Source organism: Gemmiger sp. An120 (assembly GCF_002160955.1).
Lineage (GTDB): Bacteria > Bacillota > Clostridia > Oscillospirales > Ruminococcaceae > Gemmiger_A > Gemmiger_A avium.
The window spans coordinates 136,085-162,457 of sequence record NZ_NFLN01000005.1; the positions used below are offsets into that span (position 1 = coordinate 136,085).

26 protein-coding genes and 1 other annotated feature are annotated in these 26,373 nt (G+C 64.5%); of the genes, 20 read left to right on the top strand and 6 right to left on the bottom strand.

From position 1 onward, the window contains the following. Positions 1 to 33: 33 nt before the first annotated feature. The 5 genes from B5E65_RS06470 to B5E65_RS06490 all read left to right on the top strand — a co-directional run bounded on the left by B5E65_RS06470 (position 34) and on the right by B5E65_RS06490 (position 3,978). Positions 34 to 1,473, top strand: coding sequence for a glycosyltransferase family 39 protein (locus tag B5E65_RS06470; protein ID WP_087170950.1), 1,440 nt, complete (start codon positions 34 to 36; stop codon positions 1,471 to 1,473). 156 nt (positions 1,474 to 1,629) lie between these two features. After that, positions 1,630 to 1,941 (top strand): 50S ribosomal protein L21, encoded by a 312-nt coding sequence (rplU, locus tag B5E65_RS06475; RefSeq protein WP_087170951.1) that lies wholly within the window; start codon positions 1,630 to 1,632, stop codon positions 1,939 to 1,941. Positions 1,942 to 1,959: 18 nt separating this feature from the next. After that, a complete protein-coding gene (gene rpmA, locus B5E65_RS06480) occupies positions 1,960 to 2,211 on the top strand; it encodes a 50S ribosomal protein L27 (protein ID WP_087170952.1) in 252 nt (83 codons plus the stop codon). A gap of 62 nt (positions 2,212 to 2,273) precedes the next feature. Further along, positions 2,274 to 3,551, top strand: a complete 1,278-nt coding sequence (obgE, locus tag B5E65_RS06485) for a GTPase ObgE (RefSeq protein ID WP_087170953.1) — start codon at positions 2,274 to 2,276, stop codon at positions 3,549 to 3,551. Beyond that, positions 3,541 to 3,978 (top strand): Mini-ribonuclease 3, encoded by a 438-nt coding sequence (locus B5E65_RS06490; RefSeq protein WP_087170954.1) that lies wholly within the window; start codon positions 3,541 to 3,543, stop codon positions 3,976 to 3,978. Before obgE ends, B5E65_RS06490 begins: the two co-directional genes overlap by 11 nt. A 103-nt stretch (positions 3,979 to 4,081) precedes the next feature. Here B5E65_RS06490 and B5E65_RS16180 read toward each other — a convergent pair whose 3' ends face one another. Next, on the bottom strand, positions 4,082 to 4,249 hold the full coding sequence (locus B5E65_RS16180) for a hypothetical protein (protein ID WP_158098533.1): 168 nt from the start codon (positions 4,247 to 4,249) through the stop codon (positions 4,082 to 4,084). 95 nt (positions 4,250 to 4,344) lie between these two features. On the opposite strand from B5E65_RS16180, the gene B5E65_RS06495 reads away from it, so the two are divergent. From B5E65_RS06495 to B5E65_RS06505, 3 genes are all read left to right on the top strand, one after another. Then, positions 4,345 to 5,727, top strand: coding sequence for an RsmB/NOP family class I SAM-dependent RNA methyltransferase (locus B5E65_RS06495; protein WP_087170955.1), 1,383 nt, complete (start codon positions 4,345 to 4,347; stop codon positions 5,725 to 5,727). Between the two features lie 80 nt (positions 5,728 to 5,807). After that, on the top strand, positions 5,808 to 6,545 hold the full coding sequence (locus tag B5E65_RS06500) for a YebC/PmpR family DNA-binding transcriptional regulator (protein ID WP_087170956.1): 738 nt from the start codon (positions 5,808 to 5,810) through the stop codon (positions 6,543 to 6,545). A gap of 29 nt (positions 6,546 to 6,574) precedes the next feature. Beyond that, positions 6,575 to 8,239, top strand: coding sequence for a protein kinase domain-containing protein (locus B5E65_RS06505; RefSeq protein ID WP_242957495.1), 1,665 nt, complete (start codon positions 6,575 to 6,577; stop codon positions 8,237 to 8,239). Positions 8,240 to 8,350: 111 nt separating this feature from the next. Here B5E65_RS06505 and pheT read toward each other — a convergent pair whose 3' ends face one another. Then, on the bottom strand, positions 8,351 to 10,765 hold the full coding sequence (gene pheT / locus B5E65_RS06510) for a phenylalanine--tRNA ligase subunit beta (RefSeq protein ID WP_087170957.1): 2,415 nt from the start codon (positions 10,763 to 10,765) through the stop codon (positions 8,351 to 8,353). A gap of 15 nt (positions 10,766 to 10,780) precedes the next feature. Beyond that, positions 10,781 to 11,803, bottom strand: a complete 1,023-nt coding sequence (gene pheS, locus B5E65_RS06515; protein ID WP_087170958.1) for a phenylalanine--tRNA ligase subunit alpha — start codon at positions 11,801 to 11,803, stop codon at positions 10,781 to 10,783. A gap of 84 nt (positions 11,804 to 11,887) precedes the next feature. Further along, positions 11,888 to 12,128 (bottom strand) — a binding site (T-box leader). A gap of 87 nt (positions 12,129 to 12,215) precedes the next feature. Between pheS and B5E65_RS06520 the strand changes: the two genes are divergently transcribed. Together B5E65_RS06520 and B5E65_RS06525 are read left to right on the top strand one after the other, a co-directional pair. After that, positions 12,216 to 12,590, top strand: coding sequence for a holo-ACP synthase (locus B5E65_RS06520; RefSeq protein ID WP_087170959.1), 375 nt, complete (start codon positions 12,216 to 12,218; stop codon positions 12,588 to 12,590). Between the two features lie 59 nt (positions 12,591 to 12,649). Continuing rightward, positions 12,650 to 13,000 carry a type II toxin-antitoxin system PemK/MazF family toxin gene (locus tag B5E65_RS06525; protein WP_087170960.1) on the top strand — a complete coding sequence of 117 codons (351 nt, stop codon included), beginning with the start codon at positions 12,650 to 12,652 and terminating at the stop codon, positions 12,998 to 13,000. Between the two features lie 45 nt (positions 13,001 to 13,045). Here B5E65_RS06525 and murC read toward each other — a convergent pair whose 3' ends face one another. Further along, on the bottom strand, positions 13,046 to 14,422 hold the full coding sequence (gene murC / locus B5E65_RS06530) for a UDP-N-acetylmuramate--L-alanine ligase (RefSeq protein ID WP_087170961.1): 1,377 nt from the start codon (positions 14,420 to 14,422) through the stop codon (positions 13,046 to 13,048). A gap of 180 nt (positions 14,423 to 14,602) precedes the next feature. Between murC and B5E65_RS06535 the strand changes: the two genes are divergently transcribed. From B5E65_RS06535 to B5E65_RS06545, 3 genes are all read left to right on the top strand, one after another. Beyond that, positions 14,603 to 15,430 carry a hypothetical protein gene (locus B5E65_RS06535; protein ID WP_087170962.1) on the top strand — a complete coding sequence of 276 codons (828 nt, stop codon included), beginning with the start codon at positions 14,603 to 14,605 and terminating at the stop codon, positions 15,428 to 15,430. Positions 15,431 to 15,535: 105 nt separating this feature from the next. Beyond that, entirely contained in the window at positions 15,536 to 16,327 is a 792-nt protein-coding gene (locus tag B5E65_RS06540) for an NAD(P)-dependent oxidoreductase (protein WP_242957496.1), read from the top strand. A gap of 5 nt (positions 16,328 to 16,332) precedes the next feature. Further along, on the top strand, positions 16,333 to 16,911 hold the full coding sequence (locus tag B5E65_RS06545; RefSeq protein WP_087170964.1) for a dipicolinate synthase subunit B: 579 nt from the start codon (positions 16,333 to 16,335) through the stop codon (positions 16,909 to 16,911). 39 nt (positions 16,912 to 16,950) lie between these two features. Here B5E65_RS06545 and B5E65_RS06550 read toward each other — a convergent pair whose 3' ends face one another. Next, positions 16,951 to 17,526: a 5-formyltetrahydrofolate cyclo-ligase gene (locus B5E65_RS06550; RefSeq protein ID WP_087170965.1), complete on the bottom strand. Its 576-nt coding sequence runs from the start codon at positions 17,524 to 17,526 to the stop codon at positions 16,951 to 16,953. Positions 17,527 to 17,690: 164 nt separating this feature from the next. Between B5E65_RS06550 and B5E65_RS06555 the strand changes: the two genes are divergently transcribed. From B5E65_RS06555 to B5E65_RS06585, 7 genes are all read left to right on the top strand, one after another. Then, complete coding sequence (locus B5E65_RS06555) at positions 17,691 to 19,103, top strand: D-alanyl-D-alanine carboxypeptidase family protein (RefSeq protein ID WP_087170966.1); 1,413 nt, start codon at positions 17,691 to 17,693, stop codon at positions 19,101 to 19,103. 109 nt (positions 19,104 to 19,212) lie between these two features. Then, on the top strand, positions 19,213 to 19,779 hold the full coding sequence (rfbC, locus tag B5E65_RS06560; RefSeq protein ID WP_087170967.1) for a dTDP-4-dehydrorhamnose 3,5-epimerase: 567 nt from the start codon (positions 19,213 to 19,215) through the stop codon (positions 19,777 to 19,779). 6 nt (positions 19,780 to 19,785) lie between these two features. After that, positions 19,786 to 20,583, top strand: coding sequence for an ABC transporter permease (locus tag B5E65_RS06565; RefSeq protein WP_087170968.1), 798 nt, complete (start codon positions 19,786 to 19,788; stop codon positions 20,581 to 20,583). 10 nt (positions 20,584 to 20,593) lie between these two features. After that, on the top strand, positions 20,594 to 21,337 hold the full coding sequence (locus tag B5E65_RS06570; RefSeq protein ID WP_087170969.1) for an ABC transporter ATP-binding protein: 744 nt from the start codon (positions 20,594 to 20,596) through the stop codon (positions 21,335 to 21,337). A gap of 54 nt (positions 21,338 to 21,391) precedes the next feature. Continuing rightward, positions 21,392 to 23,260 (top strand): glycosyltransferase family 2 protein, encoded by a 1,869-nt coding sequence (locus B5E65_RS06575; RefSeq protein ID WP_087170970.1) that lies wholly within the window; start codon positions 21,392 to 21,394, stop codon positions 23,258 to 23,260. 16 nt (positions 23,261 to 23,276) lie between these two features. Further along, entirely contained in the window at positions 23,277 to 25,115 is a 1,839-nt protein-coding gene (locus tag B5E65_RS06580) for a glycosyltransferase (protein WP_087170971.1), read from the top strand. 108 nt (positions 25,116 to 25,223) lie between these two features. Then, on the top strand, positions 25,224 to 25,952 hold the full coding sequence (locus B5E65_RS06585) for a nucleoside phosphorylase (RefSeq protein ID WP_087170972.1): 729 nt from the start codon (positions 25,224 to 25,226) through the stop codon (positions 25,950 to 25,952). A 61-nt stretch (positions 25,953 to 26,013) separates the two neighbouring features. On the opposite strand, the gene B5E65_RS06590 is transcribed toward B5E65_RS06585, so the two are convergent. Then, positions 26,014 to 26,370, bottom strand: a complete 357-nt coding sequence (locus B5E65_RS06590; protein WP_087170973.1) for a DUF1667 domain-containing protein — start codon at positions 26,368 to 26,370, stop codon at positions 26,014 to 26,016. Positions 26,371 to 26,373 lie beyond the last annotated feature (3 nt).

The following is a 26,373-nucleotide window of genomic DNA, read 5'->3' on the forward strand; positions in this document are numbered from 1 at the left end:
GGGCCTGTTCGCTTCTTTCAAGGAGGTACGCCTGTGAATTTGTCCGATAAGGCGCTGCGCCGTCTGACCCTGGCCGCGGCGGTGGTGTTCCTGGTGCTGGCTGCCGTGGGCTGCACCGGCCTGCTCTGGTACGATGAGCAGTTTTCCGCGGTGCTGGCCCGACACTCCTGGGGAGAACTGATCTCCCTCACCGCGCAGGATGTGCACCCGCCGCTCTACTACCTGATCCTGAAAGCCCTTTGCATGCTGCCGGACGCACTTTGGCCGGGGCTGTATACCGTCTGCTGCCAGGTAGTCAGCCTGCTGGCCTATGCTGGTGCGCTGCTGGCGGCCGGGCTGTGGGGCGGGCGGCTGTTCGGCGCCCGCACCGGGCTGCTGGCGGTGGTCTGCCTGGGCTGTATGCCCTCGGTCATGGACTACGCCACGGAAGCCCGCATGTACAGCTGGGGCCTCTTGTTTGTTCTTCTGGGGGCGCTGTGCGCGGTGGAATGGCTGCATGCGCCCCGCCCGGTCTGGGTTGTGGGCACGGGGCTGTTTGCCGCGGCCAGCCTGTATACCCACTACTGGGCCGGGGCGGCAGCAGGTATGTGCCTGTTCTGCCTGGCTGTGCTGGCGCTCATCCGGCGTCAGCCGCGCCGCTGCGCCGGGCTGCTGGCCGCCGGCGTGGGGGCGCTGATTCTGTTTGCCCCCTGGGTGCCGGTTCTGCTGAACCAGATGGGCGGCACGGCCTCCGAGGGGGAAACAGTGCCCCTGTCGCTGTATCTGATCCGGGGCTATCTGGAATTTCTGTTTTCCAGCGGCTGGGGCCCGCTCACCCTGCTGAATCTGCTGGCAATCGCCGCGGGAGTGGCTGCTTTCGGGCTGCGGGGGCGGGCGGACGGCCCGGCTGCCGAAGGGTTTGCCCTGGCGGCGGCCGCCGGCCTGACCCTGCTGGTGGGGATGGCGGCCCAGCAGCTGCTGCATCCCACCCGGGTGATTTTCCAGGGGCGGTACCTGGTGCCGGCCCTGGGGCTGCTCTGGCTGGGGGTGGCGGCGCTCTGGGGCCGCTGCCTGCCCCGGGCGCTGGCGGCCGGCGTGCTGGTTGTCTGCCTGGCCTGCGGTGCGATGAATACGGCGGAGCTCTGGGCAGAAGCCGGGCAGGAACGTACCGAATATGCCCGTCTGACCCAGGCCCTGGCTGCGGTGGAGCCGGGGGAACCGGTGCTGGCGGATAATTATTATCGTGCGGCGTTCGCAGCCTGTTACCTGCCGGACAGCCCGATTGTCGGCCTGAGCGGGGAATGGGAATTCCGCATCCGGATGTTCGGCCTGCAGACAGAGGGGGAGGAGGACTGCCGCTGGCTGATCTGCGGAAGCTGGATACCGCAGGAAAAGCTGGATTCCATGGGGCTGACCCTGGCCGGAGAGGGAATATCCTTTACGGCCAAGGAAGACGAGTACCGCTTCCTGCCCCTGAAGTCGGCTCAGCCGTGACAAACCGCGCAAAACCGCGAAAAAATCCCGATTTTCCTCTTGCATTCGGGCGGGGCTTGTGGTATAGTATTAAAGCCGCATGGTCTGGGCTGATGAAAAGTGGTGCCCCGCACCCGCCCTTGCACCAGCGAGTCTCAAAGAAATGAGGATACCAACATGTACGCAGTTATCGTTACCGGTGGCAAACAGTACCGTGTGCAGCAGGGCGACACCATCTTCGTGGAGAAGCTGGCTGTGGCTGAGGGCGAGACCGTCAACTTCGACCAGGTTCTGGTCGTGGGCGAGGAAGGCAGCGCCAAGGTGGGCGCTCCTGTCGTGGACGGCGCTTCTGTTGTGGGCAAGGTCATCAAGAACGGCAAGGGCAAGAAGCTGAACATCATCACCTATCGCCCCAAGAAGGGCAGCGCCCGCCGTATGGGCCATCGTCAGCCCTACACCAAGGTGGAAATCACCGAGATCAAAGCCTAAAGAAGGAGGAAATGCACCATGGCACATAAAAAAGGCGTAGGTTCTACTAAAAACGGCCGTGACTCCGAGTCCAAGCGTCTGGGCGTGAAGCGTGCCGACGGTCAGTTCGTCCTGGCCGGCAACATCCTGGTTCGTCAGCGCGGCACCCACATCCATCCGGGTGAGAACGTGGGCAAGGGCAGCGACGACACCCTGTTCGCTCTGGTGGACGGCAAGGTCAGCTTTGAGCGCATGGGCCGCGACCGCAAGAAGGTCAGCGTCAAGCAGTAATCACAAGCGGAAAGGCCGGGCGCTTTGCCCGGTCTTTTTTGTCGAAAGGAGGCGCATAGCCTGTGGCAAGCAATTTCGTGGACGTAGCCCGCATCGTCATCAAGGCCGGCAAGGGCGGTGACGGCGCGGTAAGTTTTCACCGGGAAAAATTCGTGGCGGCCGGCGGGCCGGACGGCGGCGACGGCGGCCGCGGCGGCAACGTGGTCTTTGTGGCGGACGACAACCTGTCCACCCTGATGGACTTCCGCTATAAGCGCAAGTACGCCGCCGCGCCGGGCGAGAACGGTTCCGGCAGCCGATGCACCGGCAAAAACGCCCCCGACCTGGTGATCCGGGTGCCCCGCGGCACCGTGATCCGGGACGCGGCCAGCGGCCTGGTCATGGCCGACATCTCCGGCGACGAGCCGGTGGTGGTGGCCCGGGGCGGCAAGGGCGGCTGGGGCAACACCCATTTCGCCAGCCCCACCCGTCAGATCCCACGTTTCGCCAAACCCGGCCTGCCCGGGGAGGAGTTCGAGGTCCGGCTGGAGCTCAAACTCATCGCCGACGTGGGCCTGATCGGCTTCCCCAACGTGGGCAAGTCTACCCTGATCTCGGCCATCAGCGCCGCCAAACCCAAGATCGCCAACTACCATTTCACCACCCTGACCCCGGTGCTGGGCGTGGTGCGGGTGGGGCCGGAGGCCAGCTTTGTGGCCGCCGACATCCCCGGCCTGATCGAGGGTGCCAGCGAGGGCGTGGGCCTGGGCCATGATTTCCTGCGCCATGTGGAGCGCTGCCGTCTGCTGCTGCATGTGGTGGACGTGTCCGGCTGCGAGGGGCGCGACCCGAAAGAGGATTTCGAGCGCATCAACCAGGAACTGGTGAACTTCAGCGCCGAGCTGGCCCAGCGGCCCCAGATCGTGCTGGGCAACAAGTGCGACATCGCCACGCCCGAGCAGGTGGCGGAGTTCCGCGCCTATATCGAGGGCCAGGGCCTGGTGTTCCTGCCCATCTCCGCCGCCACCCGGCAGGGGCTGGACGGGCTGCCCGGCCTGGTGTACGGGCGGCTGAAGGATCTGCCGCCGGTGCAGGTCTACGAGCCGGAGTTTGTCCGGGATACCACCCCCGCCGATCCCCGCGCCTTTACCGTGGAGCAGGAGGACGAGCACGTCTGGCGGGTGGACGCCCCCTGGCTGGAGCGCATCCTGGAGGGCAGCGACGTGGAGGACTACGAGAGCCTGCAGTATTTCCAGCGGCAGCTGGGCGAGAGCGGTGTGCTGGATGAACTGGTGCGCCGCGGCGTGCAGGAGGACGATACCATCAAGATCGGGGAGTTTGAGTTCGACTATGTATTCTGATCAGCAGGCCAACGCCGGGCTGTTTGCGCCCGGTGACGGGGTGGATATCCACGAGCAGTCCCCTTTGAACCTGGCCTTTGTGGGGGACGGCGTGTGGGAACTGCTGGTGCGCCAGCGCCTGGTGGAGCGCACCCGCCTGCAGCCCGGGCGGCTGCACAGCGAGGCGGTGAAATATGTCTCCGCCAAGGCCCAGTTCCAGGCGCTTGCCCGGCTGGAACCCCTGCTGACCGAGCAGGAGCAGGCGGTGGTGCGCCGGGGCAAAAACACCAGCAAGGCCACCGTGGCCAAGCACGCCACCCCGGAGGAATACCGTGCCTCCACCGGTTTTGAAGCCCTGCTGGGCTGGCTGTTCCTGCAGGGGCGCGGCGAGCGTATCCGGGAACTGTTCGAGACCGTCTGGCAGGCGGGCGAGGCGGAAAAGGAATGATTCCCTCCGCCGCTTTTTCCAAAAAACGCAGCGCCCGCGATCGGACCGGTCCTCTCTGACCGATGCTGTCCGATCGCGGGCGCTGCTGTCGTTGATGAGAAGCTTACTTGTCGCGGCCGCAGCCCGTGCTGCGGGTGTTCATGCCGTTGGTGCTGCCGGTGGTCTTGTTGGTGCTGCGGGTACCGGTGCGGTTTTCGCCGTAGGATTCCTTCGGGTTCTGGCTGTTCTGGCTGGATTTCTGAGAATTGGCGCTGGTCTTGCGATTGTCCATTGTTGTTTCTCCTTTCAGGCGGGCGCTCGGTGCGGCCCGTCTGAGGATAGTGTTGCCCCCAAACGGGCGGATATGCAAAAGGAAGGTGGTTTTTTCTGGCAGGCGAGTACTTCTATGAACGGGAGCGGGCGCTGCTTGGTTCCCGGTTTGATGCGCTTCTCACCCCCGCCGCCGATCAGGCGGCCCGCGGGGTTACGGTCAACACCCTGCGGTGCACGACACAGCGGTTTGCCGCCGGATGCGGGCTGCCGCTGCGGCCCTCGCCCTTCTGCCCGGCCAGCTATTTTGTGGATCTGCCGGACTTCCATCCCGGGCGCCATCCCTATCACCACGCCGGGGCTTTTTATTCCCAGGAGCCCAGCGCCGCCGCCCCCGCGGCCCTGCTGGATGTGCAGCCCGGCATGAAGGTGCTGGATACCTGCGCCGCCCCCGGCGGCAAGAGCAGCCAGCTGGCCGCCGCCCTGCAGGGGCAGGGGCTGCTGGTCTGCAACGAGTATGAAGCGGGCCGGGCCTCCATCCTGCGGGGCAACCTGGAACGGATGGGCGTGTCCAACGCGGTGGTTACCAACGAGGACACCGCCCGCCTGGCTGAGGCGTTTCCCGCCTTTTTCGACCGGGTGCTGGTGGATGCCCCCTGTTCCGGCGAGGGGATGTTCCGCAAGGAGCCCCAGGCCCTGACCCAGCACAGCGAGGCGCTGGTACGCCAGTGCGCCGCTTTGGGGGCGCAGATTCTGGAAAACGCCGCCCGGATGCTGGCCCCCGGCGGGCTGCTGGTCTACTCCACCTGCACCTTTGCCCCGGAGGAGGACGAGGGCCAGGTGGCCGCGTTCCTGGCCCGCCATCCGGACTTTGCGCTGGAAAGCTGCGGCGAAGCCTTTGGCAGCCCCGGCGAGGAAAACCGCACCGGCGGGCTGCCGCTGGATGTGAGCAAGGTGCGCCGCATCTGGCCAAGCCAGGGGGGCGAGGGCCATTTCATGGCCCGGCTGCGCCGCCTGGACGGGCCGGAAACCGCCCCGGTGCGCCCGGCAAAATCTGCTCCGATCTGTAAAGAATGGAGCGTTTTCGCCAAAGAGTATTTTTTGGAGCTGGCCGACCGCCCGGCAGTGCTGCGGGGGGACAAGCTGTTTCTGCTCCCCGCCGTGCCGATGCCCGCCGCGGCCCAGAAGCTGCGCATCCTGCGGGCCGGGGTGCTGGCGGGCACGGTGCGCAAGGGCCGGTTTGAACCGGAACATCATCTGTTCACCGCCTTTGGCACCCTGTGCAAAAACCAGCTGAATCTGCCGCTGGCGGACGAGCGGGTGCAAGCCTACCTGCAGGGGCATCCCATCCCTGCGCCCGAAGCCGGGAACGGCTGGTGCGCGGTTCTGGTGGACGGCTACCCCCTGGGCGGGGCCAAGGTGAGCAGCCAAACCGCAAAAAACCACTATCCAAAAGGTTTGAGGCTGCTGGGAGCGGTTGAAATCGGCTCCGGGCTGTGATACACTATATTAGTTAAGACACTATTGGCAGGCATGCCTGCCCAGAACGCCCCACGGGGCAGATAAACAGGAGGATTTCCATGTCGGGACACAGCAAATGGAATAACATCAAGCGTAAGAAGGAAAAGACCGACGGCCAGAAGGCCAAGGTTTTCACCAAGGTAGGCCGCGAGATCTCGGTGGCCGTGCGTGAGGGCGGCGGCGACCCCAACTCCAACGGCAAGCTGCGCGACCTGATCGCCAAGGCCAAGAGCCTGAACGTGCCCAACGACAACATCCAGCGCATCATCAAGAAGGCTGAGGGCGGCGAGAAAGACAACTACGAGCCCATCACCTACGAAGGCTACGGCCCCTGCGGCATCGCCATGATGGTGGAAACCCTGACCGACAACCGCAACCGCACCGCGGCCAACCTGCGCCACTACTTTGACAAGTTCGGCGGCAACCTGGGCAACATGGGCTGCGTGTCCTTCATGTTCACCCAGAAGGGCGTGATTGTGCTGGACGGCGAGGGTCTGGACGAGGAAAAGACCATGGAAGACTGCTTCGACGCCGGCGCCGAGGATTTCGACATGGGCGACGACGTGGTGGAAGTGACCTGCGCGCCGGACGATTTCAGCACCGTGCGTCAGGCTCTGGAGGACAAGGGCTACAGCTTTATTTCCGCCGAGGTGGAGATGGTGCCCTCCACCTACAGCGCCATCACCGACGAGGACAACCAGAAGCTGATGGCCAAGCTGCTGGACGCCCTGGAAGAGGACGACGACGTGCAGAACGTCTGGCATAACCTGGAGAACGAGGAAGATCTGGACCGCTGATCGCGTCCAACCACAAAGGAGGGTTGCCTGTGAGCGCAGCTCAGATGGTGTGCCCGTTCTGCCTGTCCAAGACCCAGGCGGGGCGCGCAGCCTGCCCCTTTTGCGGCAAAAGCTTTGAAAATCATAACCCGCCCGAGGCGCTGCCGTTCGGTACCGTGCTGGGCGACCGGTATACCCTGGCCCAGCATCTGAACACCGACGGCGAGGGTATCCTCTACGCCGCGGTGGAGAACACCGCCGGGCTGCGGGTGACCATCAAGGAGTATCTGCCGGTCACACTGAGCCAGGGCCGCAACGAGGCCGGCGAGGTGGAACCAAAATCCGGCAGCGAGGTGCTGTTCAAGACCACCCGCATGGATTTTGCGGACCTGTACCGGGCCATTCAGCGGATCACCCCGGCCACCGGTCTGGTGGCGGTGCTGGACGTGCTGGAGGAAAACCAGACCGTCTACGCCGTTACCGAGCAGATCCAGGGCACCCCGCTGTCCGAGTATCTGTCTCTGCGGGCCAGCGTGCTGCCTCTGGCGGAAGCGCGCAGCCTGATGCAGCCCATCATGGAGGGCGTGGCCGCTCTGCATAAGGCGGGCCTTGTGCACCGGGGCGTCTGCCCGGAGAACATCCTGCTCACCGAGGGCGGCGTGGCCCGCCTGTGCGGGTATGCCACCCTGGGCCTGCGCCGGGCGGGCAGCGAGCTGAAACCCCAGTTGTACGACGGCTATTCCGCCCCGGAGCAGTACAAGCCCCAGGAATTTGAGGGCCGCTATACCGATGTGTACGGCCTGGCGGCGGTGTTCTACCGCCTGGTCACCGGCGCGCAGCCGCTGTCGGCGGTACAGCGCCAGGTGCGGGACAGCCTGCCCCCCGCCTCCCGGGCGGAGAGCGGCGTGCCGGGTTATGTGTCCTCCATCCTGTCTGCCGCCATGCGGCTGGTGCCGGCCGAGCGCATCCAGACCGTGCCCGAACTGATGGGCGCGCTGGCCTCGCCCACCGCCGCCGACGCGCTGATGGGCCGGGAGAAAAAGGAGCCCAGCCTTACGCTGAACACCCGGCACCTGCTGGCCCTTGCACTGGGGATCATTGCGGTACTGGCCATTGTGGTGGCGATGCTGCTGATAAACCGGAACGGGCATACCCGCCCCCCGGCAGACAGCAGCCAGCCGGAAAGCACCAGCCAGCCCCAGGAGACTACGGTTACCATCCCGAATTTCGTGGGCCTGCCCTACAAATCGGTGCAGAACAACACCGAGTACGCGGCGCAGTTCCTCTTTACGCTGGAGGAAGATTACAGCTCCGAGTATGAAGAGGGCGAGATCATGGAGCAGAGCCCGGAGGCCGGTACGGTGGTCACCGAGGAGAAACCGGTGATCAAGCTGACCGTCAGCAAGGGTGCGGAACTGATGGAGATGCCCAATATCATCGGCTTTACCCGGGAGAATGCCGAGCAGGAACTGAACAGCCGGGGCATCCGGTTCAGCCTGCTGATGCTGGCCAACAACGGCGAGTACGCGGCAAACTGCGTGGTCAAAACCGATATCCAGCCGGGTGAAAAGTTCGACCTGGAAACCACGATCGTAAACGTGTATATCGCCCAGGAGCCCGCCGCACCGGCCACACCGGCCCCCACGGCGGCACCTACCCCGGAGCCCACGGCTACCCCGGCGCCATCGCCCGGCCCGACCCCCGCGGAACCCTGAACAAACAAAGAACTGTCCCCGGCAGAAAACCTGCCGGGGACGGTTTTTCTCTGTCTTACGCAAACAAGCGGCCCGGAGATGCATCTCCGGGCCGCTTAATTTGTGGAAAAATCAGCTGCGCAGGGTCACGCCCATGGCGTCCAGCTTTTTCAGAATTTTGCGCACGGCGGCGTCCACTTCCTCGTCGGTCAGGGCGCGGTCATCCGCGTGGAAGGTCAGGGTGAAAGCCAGGCTCTTCTTGCCTTCGCCCAGCCGGTCGCCCCGGTAGATGTCGAACAGCGCGGTGCCGGTCACCAGCTTGCTGGCATCCCGCATGCAGGTCTCGATGTCGCCGCAGGCCACCGCTTCATCGCACACCAGTGCCAGGTCGCGGCGCACAGGGGCGAACTCGCTCAGCGGCTTGTACCGCACCAGGCTGGGCACGCAGCTGGTGAAAGCTTCCCAGTCCAGTTCCGCCAGATAGATGTTCTGGCCGGCCTTCTCGTCCTTGGCGATCTTCAGCTCAGCGGTCACATCGTTGGCCAGCTTACCGAATACGCCGATCTTCACGTCGCCGCACCACACCGAAGCGGTCATGCCCGGATGCAGCCAGCACACGTTGTCCCGCTCATACCGCAGCTGTACGCCGAAGGCTTCGCCGATGGCCTCCATCAGGCCCTTTACGGTGAAGAAGTCCTCCTCCGGGCCGAACACGCCCAGGCAGAGGGTCATGCGCTCCTTGGGCAGCTCGGTCAGGGGCAGCTGCTTGGGCAGGTACACATTGCCCATCTCGAACAGGCGGCCGGCGCCGTTGCCCTTTTTCAGGTTGTCCACGATCACCTTGAGCATGGACGGGGCCAGCAGGGTGCGCATGATGGACAGATGCACGCTGATCGGGTTCAGAATGGGGATCACCTTGCGGGCCGGGTCATCGGCGGGCAGGTGCAGCGCGTCCAGATCGGCGGGAGAGTAGAACGCCAGGGTGGAGGCCTCGAAGCAGCCCTGCCCGCAGAGCAGCCGTTTCAGCTTCATCTGGGCTTTCTGGGCCGCGTTCAGGCCGCCGGTGGTCACCGCCGCAGTCTTCAGGAAGGTGGGGGTCAGCTTGTCGTAGCCGTATTCCCGGATGACCTCCTCGGCCAGGTCGGGATAACCCTCCACGTCCTCCCGGTAGCGGGGGGCGGTCACGGTCCAGGTGCCATTGTTGTCTTCCACGGTGAACTCCAGCCGCTGCAGGATCGCCTTCATCTCGTCGGCGGGCACCTCGATGCCCAGCACGCCGTTGATCTGGGCGGGGGTGGCGGTCACCACGGTGGGGGCGGGGGTATTGTCCCCGCCGCAGTCAAAGCAGGTGGGGGTGATGTCGCCGCAGTCCAGCTCCTGGATCAGGTGCAGCGCACGGCGCAGACCCAGTTCGGTGCTGTACTGATCCACGCCCTTTTCGTACCGGGCGCTGGAATCGCTGTTCTGGCCCAGGGCGCGGCTGGTCTTGCGCACGCTGTCCCGGGCGAAGGTGGCGCATTCAAACAGCAGCTGGCGGCTGTCGTCGCTGATGCCGCTGTTCAGACCGCCCATCACGCCGGCCAGAGCCACCGGCTTTTCCTCGTCGCTGATGACCAGGTTGTTCTCGGTCAGGGTGAACTCTTTCTCGTCCAGGGTCACGATCTTCTCGCCGGGGGCGGCGCGGCGCACGGTGATGTGGCGGCCGGCTACCTTGTCCAGGTCAAAGGCGTGCATGGGCTGGCCGATCTCCAGCAGCACATAGTTGGTGATATCCACCACGTTGCTGATGCTGCGCAGCCCGGCCAGCGCCAGGTTGCGGCGCATCCACCGGGGCGAGGTGCCGGGGCGGATGTTGCGCACATAGTGGGCCAGGTACCGGGGGCACAGGTCCGGCGCATCCACCTGTACGCGGATGCTGTCGTCGCCCTCGGCGGTGACGGTGTAATCGGTGGCGGGCATCTTGAGCGGCTTGCCCAGCAGGGCGGCCACCTCCCGGGCCATGCCCAGGATGGACTGGCAGTCCGGCCGGTTGGAGGTGATGGACACGTCAAAGATGGTGTCGTTCAGACCGGTCACCTCGCAGATGTCCGCGCCCAGCGGGGTGTCCTCGGGCAGGATCAGCAGGCCGTATACCTCGGCGCCCGGATACAGGTCCTCGGTCAGACCCAGTTCCTGGCCGGAGCACATCATGCCGTTGCTCTCCACCCCGCGCATCTTGCGCTTCTTGATGGTGATGCCGCCGGGCAGGGTGGCCCCGTCCAGCGCCACCGGCACCTTGGCGCCCTCAAAGATGTTGGGCGCGCCGGTGCTGATCACCAGATTGCGGCCGTACTCGTCGCCACAGTCCACGGTGCAGACGTGCAGGTGGTCGGTGCCCTCCTGCTTTTCCATATGGGTGATCTGGCCCACCACGACCCGGGAGATCCCGGCGGAGAGCTCGATCCGTTCCTCTACCTCAAACCCGCAGGAGAACAGGCGCTTTTCCAGCTCCTCCGGGGTGATGTCGATGTCTACATATTGCTTCAGCCAGCTGTAAGGCAGTTTCATGGTATGGCGCCCTCCTTATTCCTGGAACTGCCGCAGAAAACGCAGGTCGTTCTCGAACAGCAGGCCGATGTTGTTGATGCCGTATTTGAGCATGGCGATACGCTCGATGCCGATGCCGAAGGCGATGCCGGAGTACACGTCCGGGTCGATGCCGCAGTTCTCCAGCACCTTGCGGTTCACAACGCCGCCGCCCAGCACCTCGATCCAGCCGGTGCCCTTGCACAGGGGGCAGCCCTTGCCGCCGCACTCGCAGCAGCTCACGTCCACCTCCACGCTGGGTTCGGTGAAGGGGAAGTAGCTGGGCCGCAGGCGGGTGTGGGCGCTCTCGTCAAACAGGGCCTGCACCAGCTTGTCCAGCATGCCCTGCAGGTCGCACAGGGTGATGCCCTTGTCCACCACAAGACCCTCCATCTGGTGGAACATGGGGCTGTGGGTGGCGTCGCTGTCGCTGCGGAACACGCGGCCCGGCACCAGCACCTTGATGGGGGGCTTTTCCGCGTCCATGGTGCGGATCTGGCCCGGGCTGGTCTGGGTGCGCAGCAGCAGATCGTCGGTCACATAGAAGGTGTCCTGCATATCCCGGGCGGGATGGTTGCGGGGCACGTTCAGGCGGGTGAAGTTGTGGTCGTCGTCCTCGATTTCGGGGCCCTCGTACACCTCAAAGCCCATCCCGGCAAACACGTCGATGATCTGGTTCTTTACCAGGGTGATGGGGTGCAGGCCGCCCAGCGCACGGCGCTTGGCCGGCAGGGTGATGTCCACCGCCTCGGCGGCGTTGCGCCGGGCCAGTTCCGCGGCCTCGATGCGGGCGGCGGCGGCCTCGTAGTCGGCGGTCAGCTTGGCCTTGCACTCGTTGATGATCTTGCCGGCGGCGGGGCGCTCTTCGGGGGCCACGTTGCGCAGCTCCTTCATCAGGCCCGCCACCTTGCCGTTCCGGCTCAGGTACTCCTGCCAGAAAGCGGCCAGGCTCTGCCGGTCGCCGGCCGCGGCCAGAGCCGCGCCGGCCTGGGCGGTCAGCTGGTCAATGATCTGTTGCATATTGGTTCTGCTCCTTCCGTTTGGCCGCCGGTGGGGCGGCGTGTTCGGGCGGGGGAGTAAAACAAAACGGCCCCGCCCCTGTGCATCAGGGACGAAGCCGGTAAAAGCTCCGCGGTACCACCCGGATTTCTGCTCAAAACACCTCGAGCAAACACTCGTTGTCCCGGTAACGGGGGAACCCGTCCCCGCCTACAAGCGCACAGCGCCTTCAGCCGGGCCGCTCAGAAAGGAACTTCGCCGCCGTTCACCGCAGGGCCCTTGCAGCCGGGAGGCCCCTCTCTGTGCCGGGATACGCACGGGTACTTTCTTTCGTCAACGCGTTTGACAAAGCCGATTATAGCACGGTTTTGCGGGATTTGCAAGGGGGGCGGCGGCTGTGGTATACTGGCAGAAAACAAAAGGAGGCGGCGGTATGATTCTGGGGATTGGGGTGGACACGGTGCGGATTGCCCGGCTGGAAAAGAGCCTTGCCAGCCCGTCTTTTATGGAAAAGGTGTTCGGCCCCGGGGAACGCGCCCTGCTGGAGGCCACCGCGCCTGCCCGCCGGGCTGAGCGGGCGGCGGGCTGCTGGGCCGCCAAGGAGGCCTTTCTGAAAGCGGCCGGGCGGGGCATCGGCGGTTTTGCCCTGGCCGAGATCCAGGCGCTGCGCCGCCCTTCCGGCGCGCCCTATTACGAGCTGAGCGGTGCCGCGGCGGCCTGGGCGGCGGAAAATAAGGCCGCGGTGCACCTGTCCATCACCCACGACGGGGGCGCGGCGGTGGCCTTTGCGGTGGCCGAGACGGTATAAACCCTCGCCCGGCCGGGCATACTCTCCCTGACCAAAACTTTTCAGGGAGGGTTTCGTACATGGAAGTACATCGCGGAGAGGTCTTTTACGCCGATCTGAGCCCGGTGGTGGGCTCGGAGCAGGGCGGCATCCGCCCGGTGCTGATCCTGCAGAACGATATCGGCAACCGGCACAGCCCCACGGTGATCGCGGCGGCGATCACCTCCCGGCAGGACAAAAACCGCCTGCCCACCCATATCGGGCTCAAGGCGGGCCGGGGCGGCCTGACGCGGGACAGCATCGTGCTGCTGGAACAGATCCGCACCCTGGACAAGCGCCGCCTGCGGGAGCGGGCAGGCCGTCTGGACCCGGAGGATCAGCAGCGGGTGGATCAGGCGCTGGGGGTAAGCGTAGGCCTTACCACCAGCTGAACACAAAAGGGGCGCGCCGCCGGTTGGCTGCGCGCCCCGATATTTTTATTCTTGGATCATCCTGTCGGCGGCCTTGTATACGTCGCCGCAGCCCATGGTGATCACCAGATCGCCCTCTTTGGCGTTCTCCTTGATATACTGCGCCGCGGCGTCCAGGCTCTCCACCACGATGGCGCCGGGGATCAGGGCGGCCAGATCCTCCGACTTCACGCTGCCGTCATCCACCTCGCGGCTGCCCATGATGGGGGTCAGCACCACCCGGTCGGCCCGGCTCAGCACCTCGGCAAACTCCCGCAGCAGCGCGCGGGTACGGCTGTAGGTGAAGGGCTGATGCACCGCCCACAGGGTGCCGGTGGTCAGTTCCCGGGCGGTTTTCAGGGTGGCCCCCACCTCGGTGGGATGGTGGGCGTAGTCGTCCACCACCATGGCGCCGTTTACCTCGCCCTTGATTTCAAACCGGCGGCCCGCCCCGGTAAAGTTGGCGGCGGCAGCCTCCGCATCGCTGGGGCACAGGCCCACCAACGGCACGCAGGCGGTCATGGCCAGGGCGTTGTAGATATTGTGGTAGCCGGGCGCGCCCATCTTGATATGGGCATAGGGTTCGCCAAACTCCAGCACGTCGAACTCATAGAAACCGGGTTTGTACTCCCGCACATTCTCGGCCTTGTAGTCCGCATGCTTGCGGATGCCGAAGGTGCGCACATCCCGGTCGATGCTGTTCATCACCTGCATGGTATTCTCGTCATCCGCATTGACCACCACGGTATGGCTGGCCAGCAGCGCAAACTTGCGGAACGCCATCTTCAGGTTGCCCATGGTGCCGTAGCAGTCCAGATGGTCATTGTCGATGTTCAGAATAACCGAGACGGAGGGCGCCAGCCGCAAAAAAGTTTCGGCAAACTCGCAGGCTTCCACCACGATGTTCTGGCCGTTGCCAGCCTTGCCGTAGCCATGGATCAGCGGCAGCTTGCCGCCGATCACCGCCGCCGGGTCCCGCCCGGCCAGTTCCAGCATGGTGGTGATCAGGCTGGTGGTGGTGGTTTTGCCGTGGGTGCCCGCCACACAGATGCTGCGGGGGTACAGCCGGCTTACATAGCCCAGCATGACGCTGCGCTCCACGCAGGGGATGCCCCGCATATCCGCCTCCTGCAGCTCCGGGTTATCCTCGTGAATGGCGGCGGAGTACACCACCATATCCGCGCCCAGCACGTTCTCCGCAGCATGGCCCATATATACATGGATCCCCATGGCCCGCTCAGAGTCGATGATGGTGCCTTCGTTCACGTCGCTGCCGGTGATGGTATACCCCTTGGACGCCAGAATCTGCACCAGCGGAAACATGCCGCTGCCGCCGATGCCGATGAAATGCAGGCGGGATACCCCCGCCAGAAGGTCTTTATTGAACCCGCTCGTAATCGCCATTCCCACAAAACCACCTTTGGCCATGTATTGGCAGGAAGCCGCCTTTTGCGGACGCTGCTGCCTGTCTTGTATCTCATTATATAATTATTTTGCACAAAAATAAACACTCCGAACAAATTTTTGCTATAATGGTAACTACACCGCCGCCGTCAGGCGGCTTTATTCCACGGAGGTGATCCCATGCCTGAATCCGCCCGCGCTCCCGTTTGCCTGCCGCAGGGGTTCTGCACCCATACCGGCAGCCAAGGCCCTGTGCTGGGCTGTACCGGGGCTCCCGGCCCCTTTTTTTCCGACGATCCGATGCGTGCTCTGCAGCTGGTGCGTCTGGCCGCCGAGAGCGGCTGCGCCGCTGAATGGGACTGCTTTGCCGCCGCCATGGATGCGGCCCCCGCTCTGGTTCATGCCGACCCGCTGGCTGTGCGGGATGAGCTGAACCGCGCCCTGACCGGTCTGTGCCCCCAGGCGCTGGCCCCGCTGGTGCAGGCGGGCGGCCTGCGCGGGGTGGGCATCCGGGGCTGTGCCTGCCTGCATCCGCTGGCCCAGGCGCCCAGCGGGCTGCTCAGTCGCTGGTGGCTGTTTCTGCGGCTGTGCGGGGCCGACGCCGAACAGGCAGCCCGCCGCATGAAGCTGGGCCAGACCTTCTGTCAGGACTATGCCCGGCTGGATGAATTGTTCCGGGCCGGCCCGCCCGCCGACCGGCTGGCCCTGAAACGCTGCCTGGCGGAAGGCGCACCCCTGCCCGCCGAGGAGATGGCCGCGCTGTTCAGCCTGCTGGCCCCCGGCTGGGAGCCGATTGTTGCCCTGTACCGGGAACTGCTGGACAGCCGGGAGCCCTTCAGCCCGGATCAGCTGGCAGTGACCCAGGCCGAACTGATGGCCGAGGGGGTCAGCGCCCGCAAGGCAGGCAAGGTGCTGTCCATGCTGCTGAAAGTAGTGGTGGAACAGCCGGAACTGAACGTGGCCCCGGTGCTGCTGCAGCTGGGCCGCAGCCTGGCCCGCTTTATCTGAATCAAACGGCAAAAACGCGCCGCGGAAGCTTTTCCGCGGCGCGTTTTTTGCACCGTGCGCCCATCCCGGGCATAGCATGGGGCATACGCGGACGGGGGGATGAAGATGAACAGGCGATTTGTGGTGCTGGGGCAGGATGCGCGAATGCAGGCGGCCGCGGCGGCGCTGGCCGAAGCGGGCTGCACCCTGCTGGATCCGGTTTGGACCGAACAGGCGGACTGCGTGGTATTGCCGGTGCGGCTGGAAGAACGCTCGCCGGAACTGGCGCTGGCACTGGCGCTTGCCCGGCCGGACGCCCGGCTTCTGGGCGGGGCGGTGAGCCCCGGGGCGGCGGCCCGGGCCCGGGCGGCGGGCTTTGCCCTGCGGGACTATATGCAGTGGGAAGAACTGGCGCTGCTCAACGCCATCCCCACCGCCGAGGGCTGTCTGGCCCTGCTGCTGGACGGGCGGCGCACCACCCTCTGGGATTCGGATCTGCTGCTGCTGGGCTATGGCCGGGTGGGGCAGGCGATCGGCCGCCGGCTGCTGGCGCTGGGGGTACGGGTGACCGCAGTGGATGGCAACCCGGCCCGCCGGGCAGCGGCCCGGGCGGACGGATGCCGGGCCCCGGCGGCGGAACAGCTGGCAGCCGCCGCACAGGGGGCGGATACCGTGGTGAACACCGTGCCCGCCCCGCTGCTGGACGAATCCCTGCTGGCCCGGCTGGCACCGGGTGCCCGGGTGATCGAACTGGCGGGCCATGGAGCGGCCGATGCAGAGGCCGCGGCCCGTCTGGGAATTCAGCTGATCCCGGCGCCCGGCCTGCCGGGAAAATGTGCGCCGGTCACGGCGGGGCGGTTCATAGCCCGGGCCGTGTTGTCCATACTGAATCAGGCGGAACAAGAGGAAAGGAGATAGCAACGATGGAACAACAACGGACGGTGGTGTTTGCCATGTGCGGCAGCTTCTGCACCTTTGACAAGGTGATCGTGCAGGTGCGCCGCCTGGTGGAACAGGGATTTCGGGTGCTGCCGCTGATGAGTTTTGCCGCCGCCGGGATGGATACCCGGTTCGGCACCGCCCGCGGCTGGAAAGACCAGCTGCGGCTGATCACCGGGTACACCCCCATTGAGACGCTGCAGGAGGCGGAGCCCCTGGGCCCCAAAAACATGGCCGATGCCATGATCGTGGCCCCCTGCACCGGGGCCACGCTGGGGCGGCTGGCAAACGGCATCAGCGACACCCCGGTGACCCTGGGGGTAAAAAGCATGCTGCGGGGCGGCAAGCCCATCGTGCTGGCGGTAAGCACCAACGACGGGCTGGGGGCCAGCCTGGTCAACCTGGGCACCCTGCTCAACCGCAAGCACTACTATCTGGTGCCGGTCAGCCAGGACGCGCCGCTGAAAAAGCCCACCAGCCTGCAGAGTGACTTTGCCCTGCTGCCGGACGTACTGGAATGCGCTTTGCGGGGCCGCCAGTTCCAGCCGGTGCTGCTCAGCTGAAAACAGCCGGGGTGCCTCTGCATCCCGGCTGCTGCTTTGTTATATCCCGACGCACACAAGAATCCGCCGTTCGGTCACGATCCAGCCCGCCGGGCGGTCGTGGTGTTCGGCGGGCAGAAAGGGCGCCACCAGCGCCTCGGGGCAGAGTACCGCCGCCGGCGCGGCACAGCGGGCCAAAAAACGGTCGTAGTAGCCGCCGCCCCAGCCCAGCCGGGTTCCGTCGGCCGCGGCTGCCAGGCAGGGCAGCAGGATAAGGTCAATGGCCTCCGGCTCAGCAGCGGGGGAACCGGCGGGCGGCTCCAGAATGCCGTAAGCCCCCGGTACAAGCTGTTCTACCTTATCCACCCGCACCGCCTCCATCCGGCCGGGGCCGGTCACCCGGGGCAGGTACAGCGCCTTGCCGGCGGCCAGGGCCGCTTCCAGAATGGGGCCGGTGTCCGGTTCCCGGGCCCCGCCGCAGAAAGCAAACACCGCCCTGGCCTGCTGCCACAGGGGCCAGCCGGTCAATTGTCCAGCCATGCCGATGCCCAGCGCCCGGCGCTGTCCGTCGGTCCAGCCGGTGCGCAGCTGCCGGGCCGCGGCGCGGGCGGATGCTTTATCAGAAAATCCCTGCATGATCGGTCCCTCCTATACCGGCCAGTATACCAGCCGGGAACCGTTTTGGCCAGTAAAGATGAATTTTTTGCCGGAATCTTGCCCTCTCTGCGCCGGTAGCGTATAATAATACAGTTATACAGAAACAATCGCCGAAACGGCGCTGCGATAAAAGAGGAACCAACGTGATCAAAAAAAGACTGTTTTGTACCCTGGCTGCCCTGCTGGCGGCGGCCGGTTTGTGTACCTCCGTGCTGGCGGAAGACGCGCCCCCCGCCACCCTGGGGGATGCCTATGTGGTGATGGACGTGGACACCGGCCAGGTATTGCTGGCCAAAAATGCCGATGTGCGCCATTATCCGGCTTCGATTACCAAAATCATGACCATGGGCCTGGCGCTGGAAAAGGCTCAGGGCAATCTGGATGTGGACCTGACGGTCAGCTATGACGCGGTGCACTCGCTGTACGGTACCGAATCCAGCCATATCGCCCTGATCGAGGACGAGCAGGTCAAGCTGGAGGATATTCTGTATGGTGTGGAGATGGCCTCCGCCAACGACGGGGCCAACGTGCTGGCCGAGTACATCGGCGGCAGTATCCAGGGCGGGGTGGACGCCATGAACGCCCAGGTAGAGGAACTGGGCCTCACCGGCACCCATTTCACCAGTCCCCACGGTTTGCAGGATGAAAACCACTATACCACCGCCTACGATATGGCGGTGATCACCCGCTGGGCGCTGACCCAGCCCCAGTTCACCACCATCTTCGGCCGCGCCGAGACCTGGACCATGGAACCCACCAACAAGCAGTCGGAGCAGCGGCAGTTCTCCATCAGCGACTGGATGCGGCTGGGCGGCAAGTATTACCGGGAATATGCCAAGGGCAGCAAAACCGGTTTTACCAACGAGGCCAAGAACACCATGGTCACCTACGCCGAGCAGGACGGCATGCGGCTGATCTGTGTGGTGCTGGGCTGCCCCATGAAATACGACAAGTTTGCCGACGAGTGCGCTTTGCTGGACTACTGCTATGAGAATTTCTCCCGGGTGGAGTACACCGCCCCGGCCCAGACCCTGCAGGTGCCGGTAACCGGCGGCGGCGGGGAACTGGGCACCATCTCGGTGACTCCGCCCAGCGGCACCGTGCTGCTGCACAGCGCCGTGACCGCCGATCAGCTGCAGTTTGACTATGAGCTGCCCGCCCAGTATGTGCTGGGGGCGGAGTTTGCCCCCCGGGTGCACATCACCCTGCCGAACAGTGTCACCGCCCAGTCCAACGATCTGGGCCGCCTGGATCTGGACAGTACCGGTCTGGAAGAACTGCTGGAGAACAGCACCTATGTGATGAAGCCCTCCTTTGCCCAGAGCCTGGCCGATGGTCCGGGCCTGAGCCTGGGGGCGCTGCCCGCGGCGCTGGCGGTGCTGGCCGCGGCGCTGGTGATCGGCTGGCTGTGGTGGCGCCGTCAGGAAAAGCTGCGCCGTCGCCGGCAGGCGCGTCAGCGGCTGCAGGGGGCGGGCAAGCCCTCGCCCAGCGGCTGGGACCAGCCGGTAAACCGCACCGACAACGGCCATCCGGTGCGCACGCTGCCCCGGCGCTGAACCTGCCCTTGCCCCGGGCCGCGGAATGCTGTATACTATATCTATGTACGGGCTTTTTTTCGGCGCGCCGCACAGGCGGGCCATCAAAAACAGGATATGAGGTGTGAGTATGTCGAAATTCACCTTTACAAAAACCGAACTGCCGGGCGTGCTGGTTATCGAGCCCACCGTCTATGGGGACGCCCGCGGCTACTTCATGGAAACCTACCAGAAGGACGAGTTTGCCGCGGCCGGCATCGACCGGGAATTTGTGCAGGACAACCAGTCCAAGAGCCGCCGGGGTGTGCTGCGCGGCGTGCATTTCCAGAAGGAGCACACCCAGGGCAAGCTGGTGCGTGTGACCCTGGGCGAGGTGTTTGACGTGGCGGTGGACTGCCGCCCCAACAGCCCCACCTTCGGCAAGTGGACCGGTGTGATCCTGAGCGCGGAGAACAAAAAGATGTTCTATGTGCCCGAGGGCTTTGCCCATGGGTTCCTGGTGCTAAGCGATGAGGCGGAATTCTGCTACAAGTGCACCGATACCTACTGCCCCTCCGCCGAGGGCGGCATCCCTTACAACGACCCCACCGTGGGCATCCAGTGGCCGGACTGCGGCTGCGACTACCTGCTCAGCGACAAGGATAAGCTGCACACCCCCTTTGCGCAGCAGAGTTTCGAATACTTTGAAAGGTGGTAACCGCCTGTGGCCACGCTCAAAAGCTATTTCAACGGGTTCTGGCGGTACCGCTACCTGCTGTATAACCTGATCAGCCGGGACTTCAAGCTCAAATACCGCCGCAGCGTTCTGGGTGTTGCCTGGAGCGTGCTCAACCCGCTGCTCATGATGCTGGTCATGTGGGCGGTGTTCGGCGGGCTGTTCCCGGATCTGCGGGGCGGCAATATCGTCAACTATCCCATCTTCCTGCTCTGCGGGCAGCTGCTGTTCAACTTCTTCCGGGAGTCCACCACCCTGGCCATGTCCAGCGTGCTGCAGAACGCCCCGCTGCTGCGCAAGGTCTATATCCCCAAATACATCTTCCCCCTGGAAAAAACCTGCTTTGGTTTTGTCAACTGCTGCTTTTCTTTCATCGCGCTGGTGCTGGTGATGCTGTTCACCCTCAGCCCGGTGCATTTGACCCTGCCGCTGGCCATCTACCCGCTGCTCACCCTGTTTGTGTTCAGCCTGGGTGTGGGGCTGGTGCTGGCCACCATGACCGTCTTTTTCCGGGACGTGATGCACATGTGGGAGGTATTCACCACCGCGCTCATGTACTTCTCCGCCATCTTCTACGATCCGGAGATGATGAGTGGCTGGGTGCAGCAGTTCATCAAGTTCAACCCGATCTACTGGTATATCACCGGTTTCCGCCGGGTGGTCATCAACGGCGAGGGCCTGTCGCTGAGCATGATCCTGGTCTGCGGCGGCTGTGCCGCGGCGGCGCTGGCGTTCGGGCTGTTCGTGTTCAAGAAAAACCAGGACAAGTTCGTCCTGTATCTGTGAGGGGTTCCCGATGGAGAACAATCAGCCGATCATCTCGGTGGACCATGTGTCCATGCGCTTCAACCTGTCCAAGGAAAAGCACGAGAGTCTGAAAGAATATTTTCTGGCCCTGGCCAAAGGCCGGCTCCAGTTTGATGAATTTTATGCGCTGCGGGATGTGTCCCTCAAGGTCATGCCCGGCGACTTCTACGGCCTGATCGGCCTGAACGGCAGCGGCAAGAGTACCCTGCTCAAGGTGATCAGCGGCGTGTACAAGCCCAGTTCCGGCACCTGCCGGGTGGGCGGCACCATCGCCCCCCTGATCGAGCTGGGCGCGGGCTTCGACATGGACCTGACCGCCCGGGAGAACATTTACCTGAACGGCACCGTGCTGGGCTTCACTCCCAAATACATCGACTCCAAGTTTGAGGAGATCGTGGAATTCAGCGAACTGCGGGATTTCCTGGACGTGCCGCTGAAAAACTACTCCAGCGGTATGGTGGCCCGCATCGCCTTTGCCATCGCCACCATCACCAAGCCGGACATCCTGATTGCCGACGAGATTCTGTCGGTGGGCGACTTTTTGTTCCAGCAGAAATGCGAGGCCCGTATGCAGCGGCTCATGAGCGGCGGCACCACCGTGCTGCTGGTGAGCCACTCCATCGAGCAGATCGAGCGCATGTGCAACAAGGTGGCCTGGATCGAAAAGGGCCGGGTCAAGATGGACGGCCCCGCCGCCGAAGTCTGCGCCGCCTACAAACAGACCACAAAGTAACCGATAGCCAAGGGACCCCCGTTCCCTTGGCTGTTTTTGAAAGGAGCATCCTTCATGCCCGACAAGGAACCTCTGCCCGCCGACGTGGCCCGGGCGGATTCCCCGGCCGCCATGGCCCGCCGCCTGGCCAGCCCCGCCCACATTGCCCAGCTCTGCGGCTGGTGCGCCCGGGTGGCCCGGGAGGAGGGGGCCCAGGCCCTCTGGCGGGAGATCGACTTCCGCCTCCGGCTGGCTTTGCACAAGGACACCTGGCGCTACCGGGCCGACCTGCCCACCCGCCGTCAGCTGCGCCGCCAGAAAGCCGCCGGGGTGCCGGGCGGCCCCACCATCAGCGTCTGTGTGCCGCTGTACAACACGCCGGAAAAATTCCTGCGCCAGCTGATCCGCAGCCTGCGCCGTCAGAGCTGGCCCCACTGGCAGCTGGTGCTGGCCGACGCCTCCGACGCCGATCACCCTGTCCCCGGCCGCATCGCCCGCAAAGCCGCCGCCCGGGACAGCCGCATCCTCTATACCAAATTGGAAGAAAACGGCGGCATCTCGGTGAATACCCGGGCCGCGCTGGCCCTGGCCACCGGGGACTGGGTCTGCCTGGCCGACCACGACGACCTGCTCTATCCCAACGCCCTGTATGAGGTGGCCCGCCGGGCCGCCGACGGGGCGGACCTGGTCTACTCCGATGAGATCGTGCTCAGCGCCGACCTGCGCCATCTGGTGGACTATCACTTCAAACCGGATTTCGCCCCGGACTATCTGCGGGGCTGCAACTACATCACCCATCTGGCGGCGTTTTCCCGCCGGCTGCTGGACGCGGCGGGCGGCGGCCCCGACCCGGCCTACGACGGCGCCCAGGACTATGACCTGCTGCTGCGCCTGACCGAGCGTGCCAAAAAGGTGACGCACATCCCCCAGGCGCTGTATATCTGGCGCAGCCATGCGGGTTCCACCGCCCAGAGCATCGAGGCCAAGCCCTACGCCCTGGCGGCGGGCTGCCGGGCTATCCAGGCCCATCTGGACCGGGTAGGCCTGGCGGGCACGGTGCAGTCCATCCCCGGCTGCCCCGGGGCCTATGAGGTGGACTACGCCCTTATCGGCCACCCGCTGATCAGCGTGCTCATCCCCAGCAAGGACCATGTGGAGGATCTGTCCCGCTGCCTGACCGCCCTATATGACAAGGCCGGGTATGACAATTTTGAGGTCATCGTCATCGAGAACAACTCCACCGACCCGGCCACCTTTGCCTTTTATGAGGAAGCCGAGGCCCGCTGGCCCCGGCTGCAGGTGGTCACCTACCAGGGGCCGTTCAACTTCTCGGCCATCAACAACTTCGGCCGCCGGTTTGCACACGGCGAACATCTGCTGCTGCTCAACAACGACCTGGAGCCCCTTACCGACCGGTTCCTGGATCGGATGCTCCAGTTCAGCCAGCGGCCGGATGTGGGCTGTGTGGGCGCCAAGCTGTTCTATCCGGACGATACCATCCAGCACGGCGGCGTGTTTCTGGGCATCGGCGGCACCGCCGGGCACAGCCACAAAAGCCATCCCCGCGCCTCGGCGGGGGATCTGTACCGGCTGGCCGTGCCCCAGAATCTCATGGCGGTCACCGGGGCCTGCCTGATGGTCAAAGCCTCGCTGTACGACGCCTGCGGCGGCCTGGACGAAAATCGCTTTGCGGTGGCCTACAACGACATTGACCTGTGCCTGAAGCTGTGGCAGCAGGGCTACACCAATGTGTTTACCCCCTTTGCCCAAGGCTATCACTACGAGAGCAAAAGCCGGGGATTGGACACCACCGGCGAAAACGCCCGCCGCTACGAAAAGGAAAAAGCCGCCTTTATCGAAGCCTACGGCGCACTTATCCAGAAAGGCGACCCCTACTACAACCCCCATTTTAACCTGCTGTTTGAAAACTACGGCCTGAAATGACCCCAAGGAGGAACCCATGAACCAACGGATCAAGCGCATCCGGGAACTGTTCGGCTATGCCTGGCAGCTGCTGCGGCAGGACGGGCCCGGCCCCATGCTGCGGCGGGCCGCGGGCTTTTTCCGCCGCCGTTTCCTGGGCAAAAAGGCCCGGTATCTGCCCAAGAAAGCGGTGCTGGAAGCCCAGCGGAACCATCCGCTGCCCGGGGCGCCGGTCATCAGCATCTGTGTGCCGCTGTACAATACGCCGGAGAATTTCCTGCGCCAGCTGCTGGACAGCCTGGCCGCCCAGACCAGCCCCGCCTGGCAGCTCTGCCTGGCTGACGCCTCGGACGAGGCCCACGCCCGGGTAGGGGAGATGGTGCGGGCCGCCCAAAAGGCCGACGGCAAAGGCCGCATCGCCTATGTGAAGATTGAGAACAAGGGCATTGCCGCCAACACCAACGCCGCTGCGGCGCTGGCCACCGGGGAGTATATGGCCCTGGCCGACCACGACGATATTCTGGCGCCCCACGCGGTCTGGACGGTGCAGCAGGCCATCCTGCGCACCGGCGCAGAGTTTCTGTACAGCGACGAGGCGCTGTTCCGTAGCAGTCCCCGCCGCCCGATCACCGGGCATTTCAAGCCGGACTACGCCCCGGATTACCTGCTGGCCTGCAACTACATCTGCCATCTGGCAGTGATGAAAAAAAGCCTGTACGACGCGGTGGGCGGGGAGCGCAGCCTCTGCGACGGCGCCCAGGATCATGACCTGTTCCTGCGGGTGCTGGAACAGATCGAACCGGACAAGATCTGTCACATTCCCCATGTGCTCTACTATTGGCGGGTGCACGCCGGTTCCACCAGCGGCGGCGTGGAGGCCAAGCCCTATGTGTCCGCCGCCGCCCGCACCGCCCTGGAGGAGCACCTGGCCCGCATCGGGCGTAAAGGCCGGGTGGAGCCGGGGCTGTTCCCCAGCACCTACCGGGTGGTCTGGCAGCTGGACGAAAGCCCGCTGGTGAGCATCCTGATCCCCAACAAGGACCACACCGAGGATCTGGAAAAATGCCTGGCTTCGGTCTACGGCAAGACCGAGTACCCGAACTTTGAGGTCATTGTCATCGAGAACAACTCCACCGACCCGGCCACCTTTGCTTATTATCAGCAGCTGGAAAGCAGCCGCCCCAACTGCCGGGTGGTGCGGTACGAGGGCGGGTTCAACTTCTCCGCCATCAACAACTTCGGCCGCCGGTTCGCCAAAGGGGAGTATCTGCTGCTGCTGAACAACGACGTGGAGGTGCTGAATGGCGGCTGGCTCACCGAGATGATCAGCCAGACTGCCCAGCCCGGCGTGGGGGCCTGCGGGGCGATGCTCTATTACCCGGACGATACCGTGCAGCACGCGGGCATCATTACCGGCCTGGGCGGCTACGCGGGCCACAGCCACAAGTACCGGCCCCGGGGCACCAGCGGGTATATGTTCCGCATGGCCACCGTGCAGGACTTTTCCGCCTGCACCGCCGCCTGCCTGTTGGTGCGGGCTTCGGTGTATGACGCGCTGAACGGCCTGGACGAGGGCTACGCCGTGGCCTTCAACGACGTGGACTTCTGCCTGCGCATCCGCCGGGCCGGCTGGCGCATCGTCTGGACGCCCTATGCGGAACTCTATCATTATGAGAGCAAGAGCCGCGGCCTGGACGAAAAGGACAAGGAGAAAAAGGCGCGCTTTACCGGTGAACAGAAGCGCCTGACCGACCGGTTTACCCGGGCGGCCCTCATCGCCGATCCCTATTACAACCCCAGCCTGACCCTGGACCGGGAGGACTTTTCCGAAAGCGCCGACCTGCGCAATTTGCAGGAAGAACCAATGCCCCATTGACGGTTGGGCTTGGATGGTTCAAAACGATTTCCTGCACCGGGAACCGACTGCCTGAATAGCTGCGGTGCGGTGTATAAAGCAACGGTATCAGAAAGGAGCAAAGCCATCATGGAGAGCGAGAAATACAAGCATATCCAGCTGGGAAAAGGGGATGTGGGGCGCTATGTGCTGCTGCCGGGCGACCCGTTCCGCACCGATTTGATCGCCCGTTATTTTGACGAGCCCCAGCTGGTGGCCCACAACCGGGAGCACAAAACCTGGATCGGCAAGCTGGACGGTGTGCCGGTCGCGGTGACCTCCACCGGCATGGGCGGACCCTCGGCAGCGATTGCGGTGGAAGAACTGATCCGCTGCGGCGCGGATACCTTTATCCGGGTTGGCACGGCAGGCCCCGTCCGTTGCCCGGAGGACTGCGACCGGTACGACGGCGTGATCGTGACCGGTTCGGTGCGGGATGAGGGCACCACCGTGCAGTATGTTCCAATCGAATATCCGGCCATTGCCAACCGGCATGTAGTGGAGGCTCTGGTCCAGGCAGCCGCCCGGAAAGGCCTGCACTATGCGGAGGGCATTTCGCAGTCGAAGGATTCGTTTTATGGGGAACTGGATCCGGCCTGCTCACCCGAGCAGGCACGGCTGCTGCAGCGCTGGGAAGCCTGGCAGAAGAGCGGTGTAATGTGCTCGGAGATGGAGTGCGCCGCCCTGTTTGTGGTGGCAGCGCTCCGGGGCTGCCGGGCGGGCGCGATCATGAACTGGGGTGATATGGACAAAACCATCCAGACCGCCTGCGACGCTATCCGGCTGCTGATTGCTGCTGCCGATCAGGCAAACGGCTGACTGTAAAACAAAGAACGGCCGCGCATCCTTTTACCGGATGCGCGGCCGTTTTATTGGTTTGTTACGATTCGGCTTCCATATCCCGGCTGGCCACCAGATCGGCGCCGGTGCCCAGCAGGTTGGGGATCAGCACCTGGCCGCAGGTCACCGGGGCGGTCAGCCGCACCTTGGCAATCTCGTCCATGGCCGCGAACAGCAGCGATTTGGGGATCGCCTGGCTGGTTTTGACCGGCATGCGCGGGTAGATGCCTCCCTCGATGCACACGGTACTGGTCAGCATACGGGTGGGGTTGCTCAGTTCATTTTTACCGTATTCCGCGCCGCGGGGGCAGCTGTTGCCGGTTACGGCGTAGCCGTTTTCTTCGTCCACCTTCAGATGGCAGCCCTTGGGGCATACGATACAGATCAGTTCTTTCATGCC

Excerpts from the sequence above, each read along its gene's own strand:
- rplU (WP_087170951.1), top strand. The coding sequence starts at position 1,630 with ATGTACGCAGTTATCGTTACCGGTGGCAAACAGTACCGTGTGCAGCAG.
- rpmA (WP_087170952.1), top strand. The coding sequence starts at position 1,960 with ATGGCACATAAAAAAGGCGTAGGTTCTACTAAAAACGGCCGTGACTCC.
- B5E65_RS06490 (WP_087170954.1), top strand. The coding sequence starts at position 3,541 with ATGTATTCTGATCAGCAGGCCAACGCCGGGCTGTTTGCGCCCGGTGAC.
- B5E65_RS16180 (WP_158098533.1), bottom strand. The coding sequence starts at position 4,249 with ATGGACAATCGCAAGACCAGCGCCAATTCTCAGAAATCCAGCCAGAAC.
- B5E65_RS06500 (WP_087170956.1), top strand. The coding sequence starts at position 5,808 with ATGTCGGGACACAGCAAATGGAATAACATCAAGCGTAAGAAGGAAAAG.
- pheT (WP_087170957.1), bottom strand. The coding sequence starts at position 10,765 with ATGAAACTGCCTTACAGCTGGCTGAAGCAATATGTAGACATCGACATC.
- pheS (WP_087170958.1), bottom strand. The coding sequence starts at position 11,803 with ATGCAACAGATCATTGACCAGCTGACCGCCCAGGCCGGCGCGGCTCTG.
- B5E65_RS06520 (WP_087170959.1), top strand. The coding sequence starts at position 12,216 with ATGATTCTGGGGATTGGGGTGGACACGGTGCGGATTGCCCGGCTGGAA.
- B5E65_RS06525 (WP_087170960.1), top strand. The coding sequence starts at position 12,650 with ATGGAAGTACATCGCGGAGAGGTCTTTTACGCCGATCTGAGCCCGGTG.
- murC (WP_087170961.1), bottom strand. The coding sequence starts at position 14,422 with ATGGCGATTACGAGCGGGTTCAATAAAGACCTTCTGGCGGGGGTATCC.
- B5E65_RS06535 (WP_087170962.1), top strand. The coding sequence starts at position 14,603 with ATGCCTGAATCCGCCCGCGCTCCCGTTTGCCTGCCGCAGGGGTTCTGC.
- B5E65_RS06540 (WP_242957496.1), top strand. The coding sequence starts at position 15,536 with ATGAACAGGCGATTTGTGGTGCTGGGGCAGGATGCGCGAATGCAGGCG.
- B5E65_RS06545 (WP_087170964.1), top strand. The coding sequence starts at position 16,333 with ATGGAACAACAACGGACGGTGGTGTTTGCCATGTGCGGCAGCTTCTGC.
- B5E65_RS06550 (WP_087170965.1), bottom strand. The coding sequence starts at position 17,526 with ATGCAGGGATTTTCTGATAAAGCATCCGCCCGCGCCGCGGCCCGGCAG.
- rfbC (WP_087170967.1), top strand. The coding sequence starts at position 19,213 with ATGTCGAAATTCACCTTTACAAAAACCGAACTGCCGGGCGTGCTGGTT.
- B5E65_RS06570 (WP_087170969.1), top strand. The coding sequence starts at position 20,594 with ATGGAGAACAATCAGCCGATCATCTCGGTGGACCATGTGTCCATGCGC.
- B5E65_RS06575 (WP_087170970.1), top strand. The coding sequence starts at position 21,392 with ATGCCCGACAAGGAACCTCTGCCCGCCGACGTGGCCCGGGCGGATTCC.
- B5E65_RS06580 (WP_087170971.1), top strand. The coding sequence starts at position 23,277 with ATGAACCAACGGATCAAGCGCATCCGGGAACTGTTCGGCTATGCCTGG.
- B5E65_RS06585 (WP_087170972.1), top strand. The coding sequence starts at position 25,224 with ATGGAGAGCGAGAAATACAAGCATATCCAGCTGGGAAAAGGGGATGTG.
- B5E65_RS06590 (WP_087170973.1), bottom strand. The coding sequence starts at position 26,370 with ATGAAAGAACTGATCTGTATCGTATGCCCCAAGGGCTGCCATCTGAAG.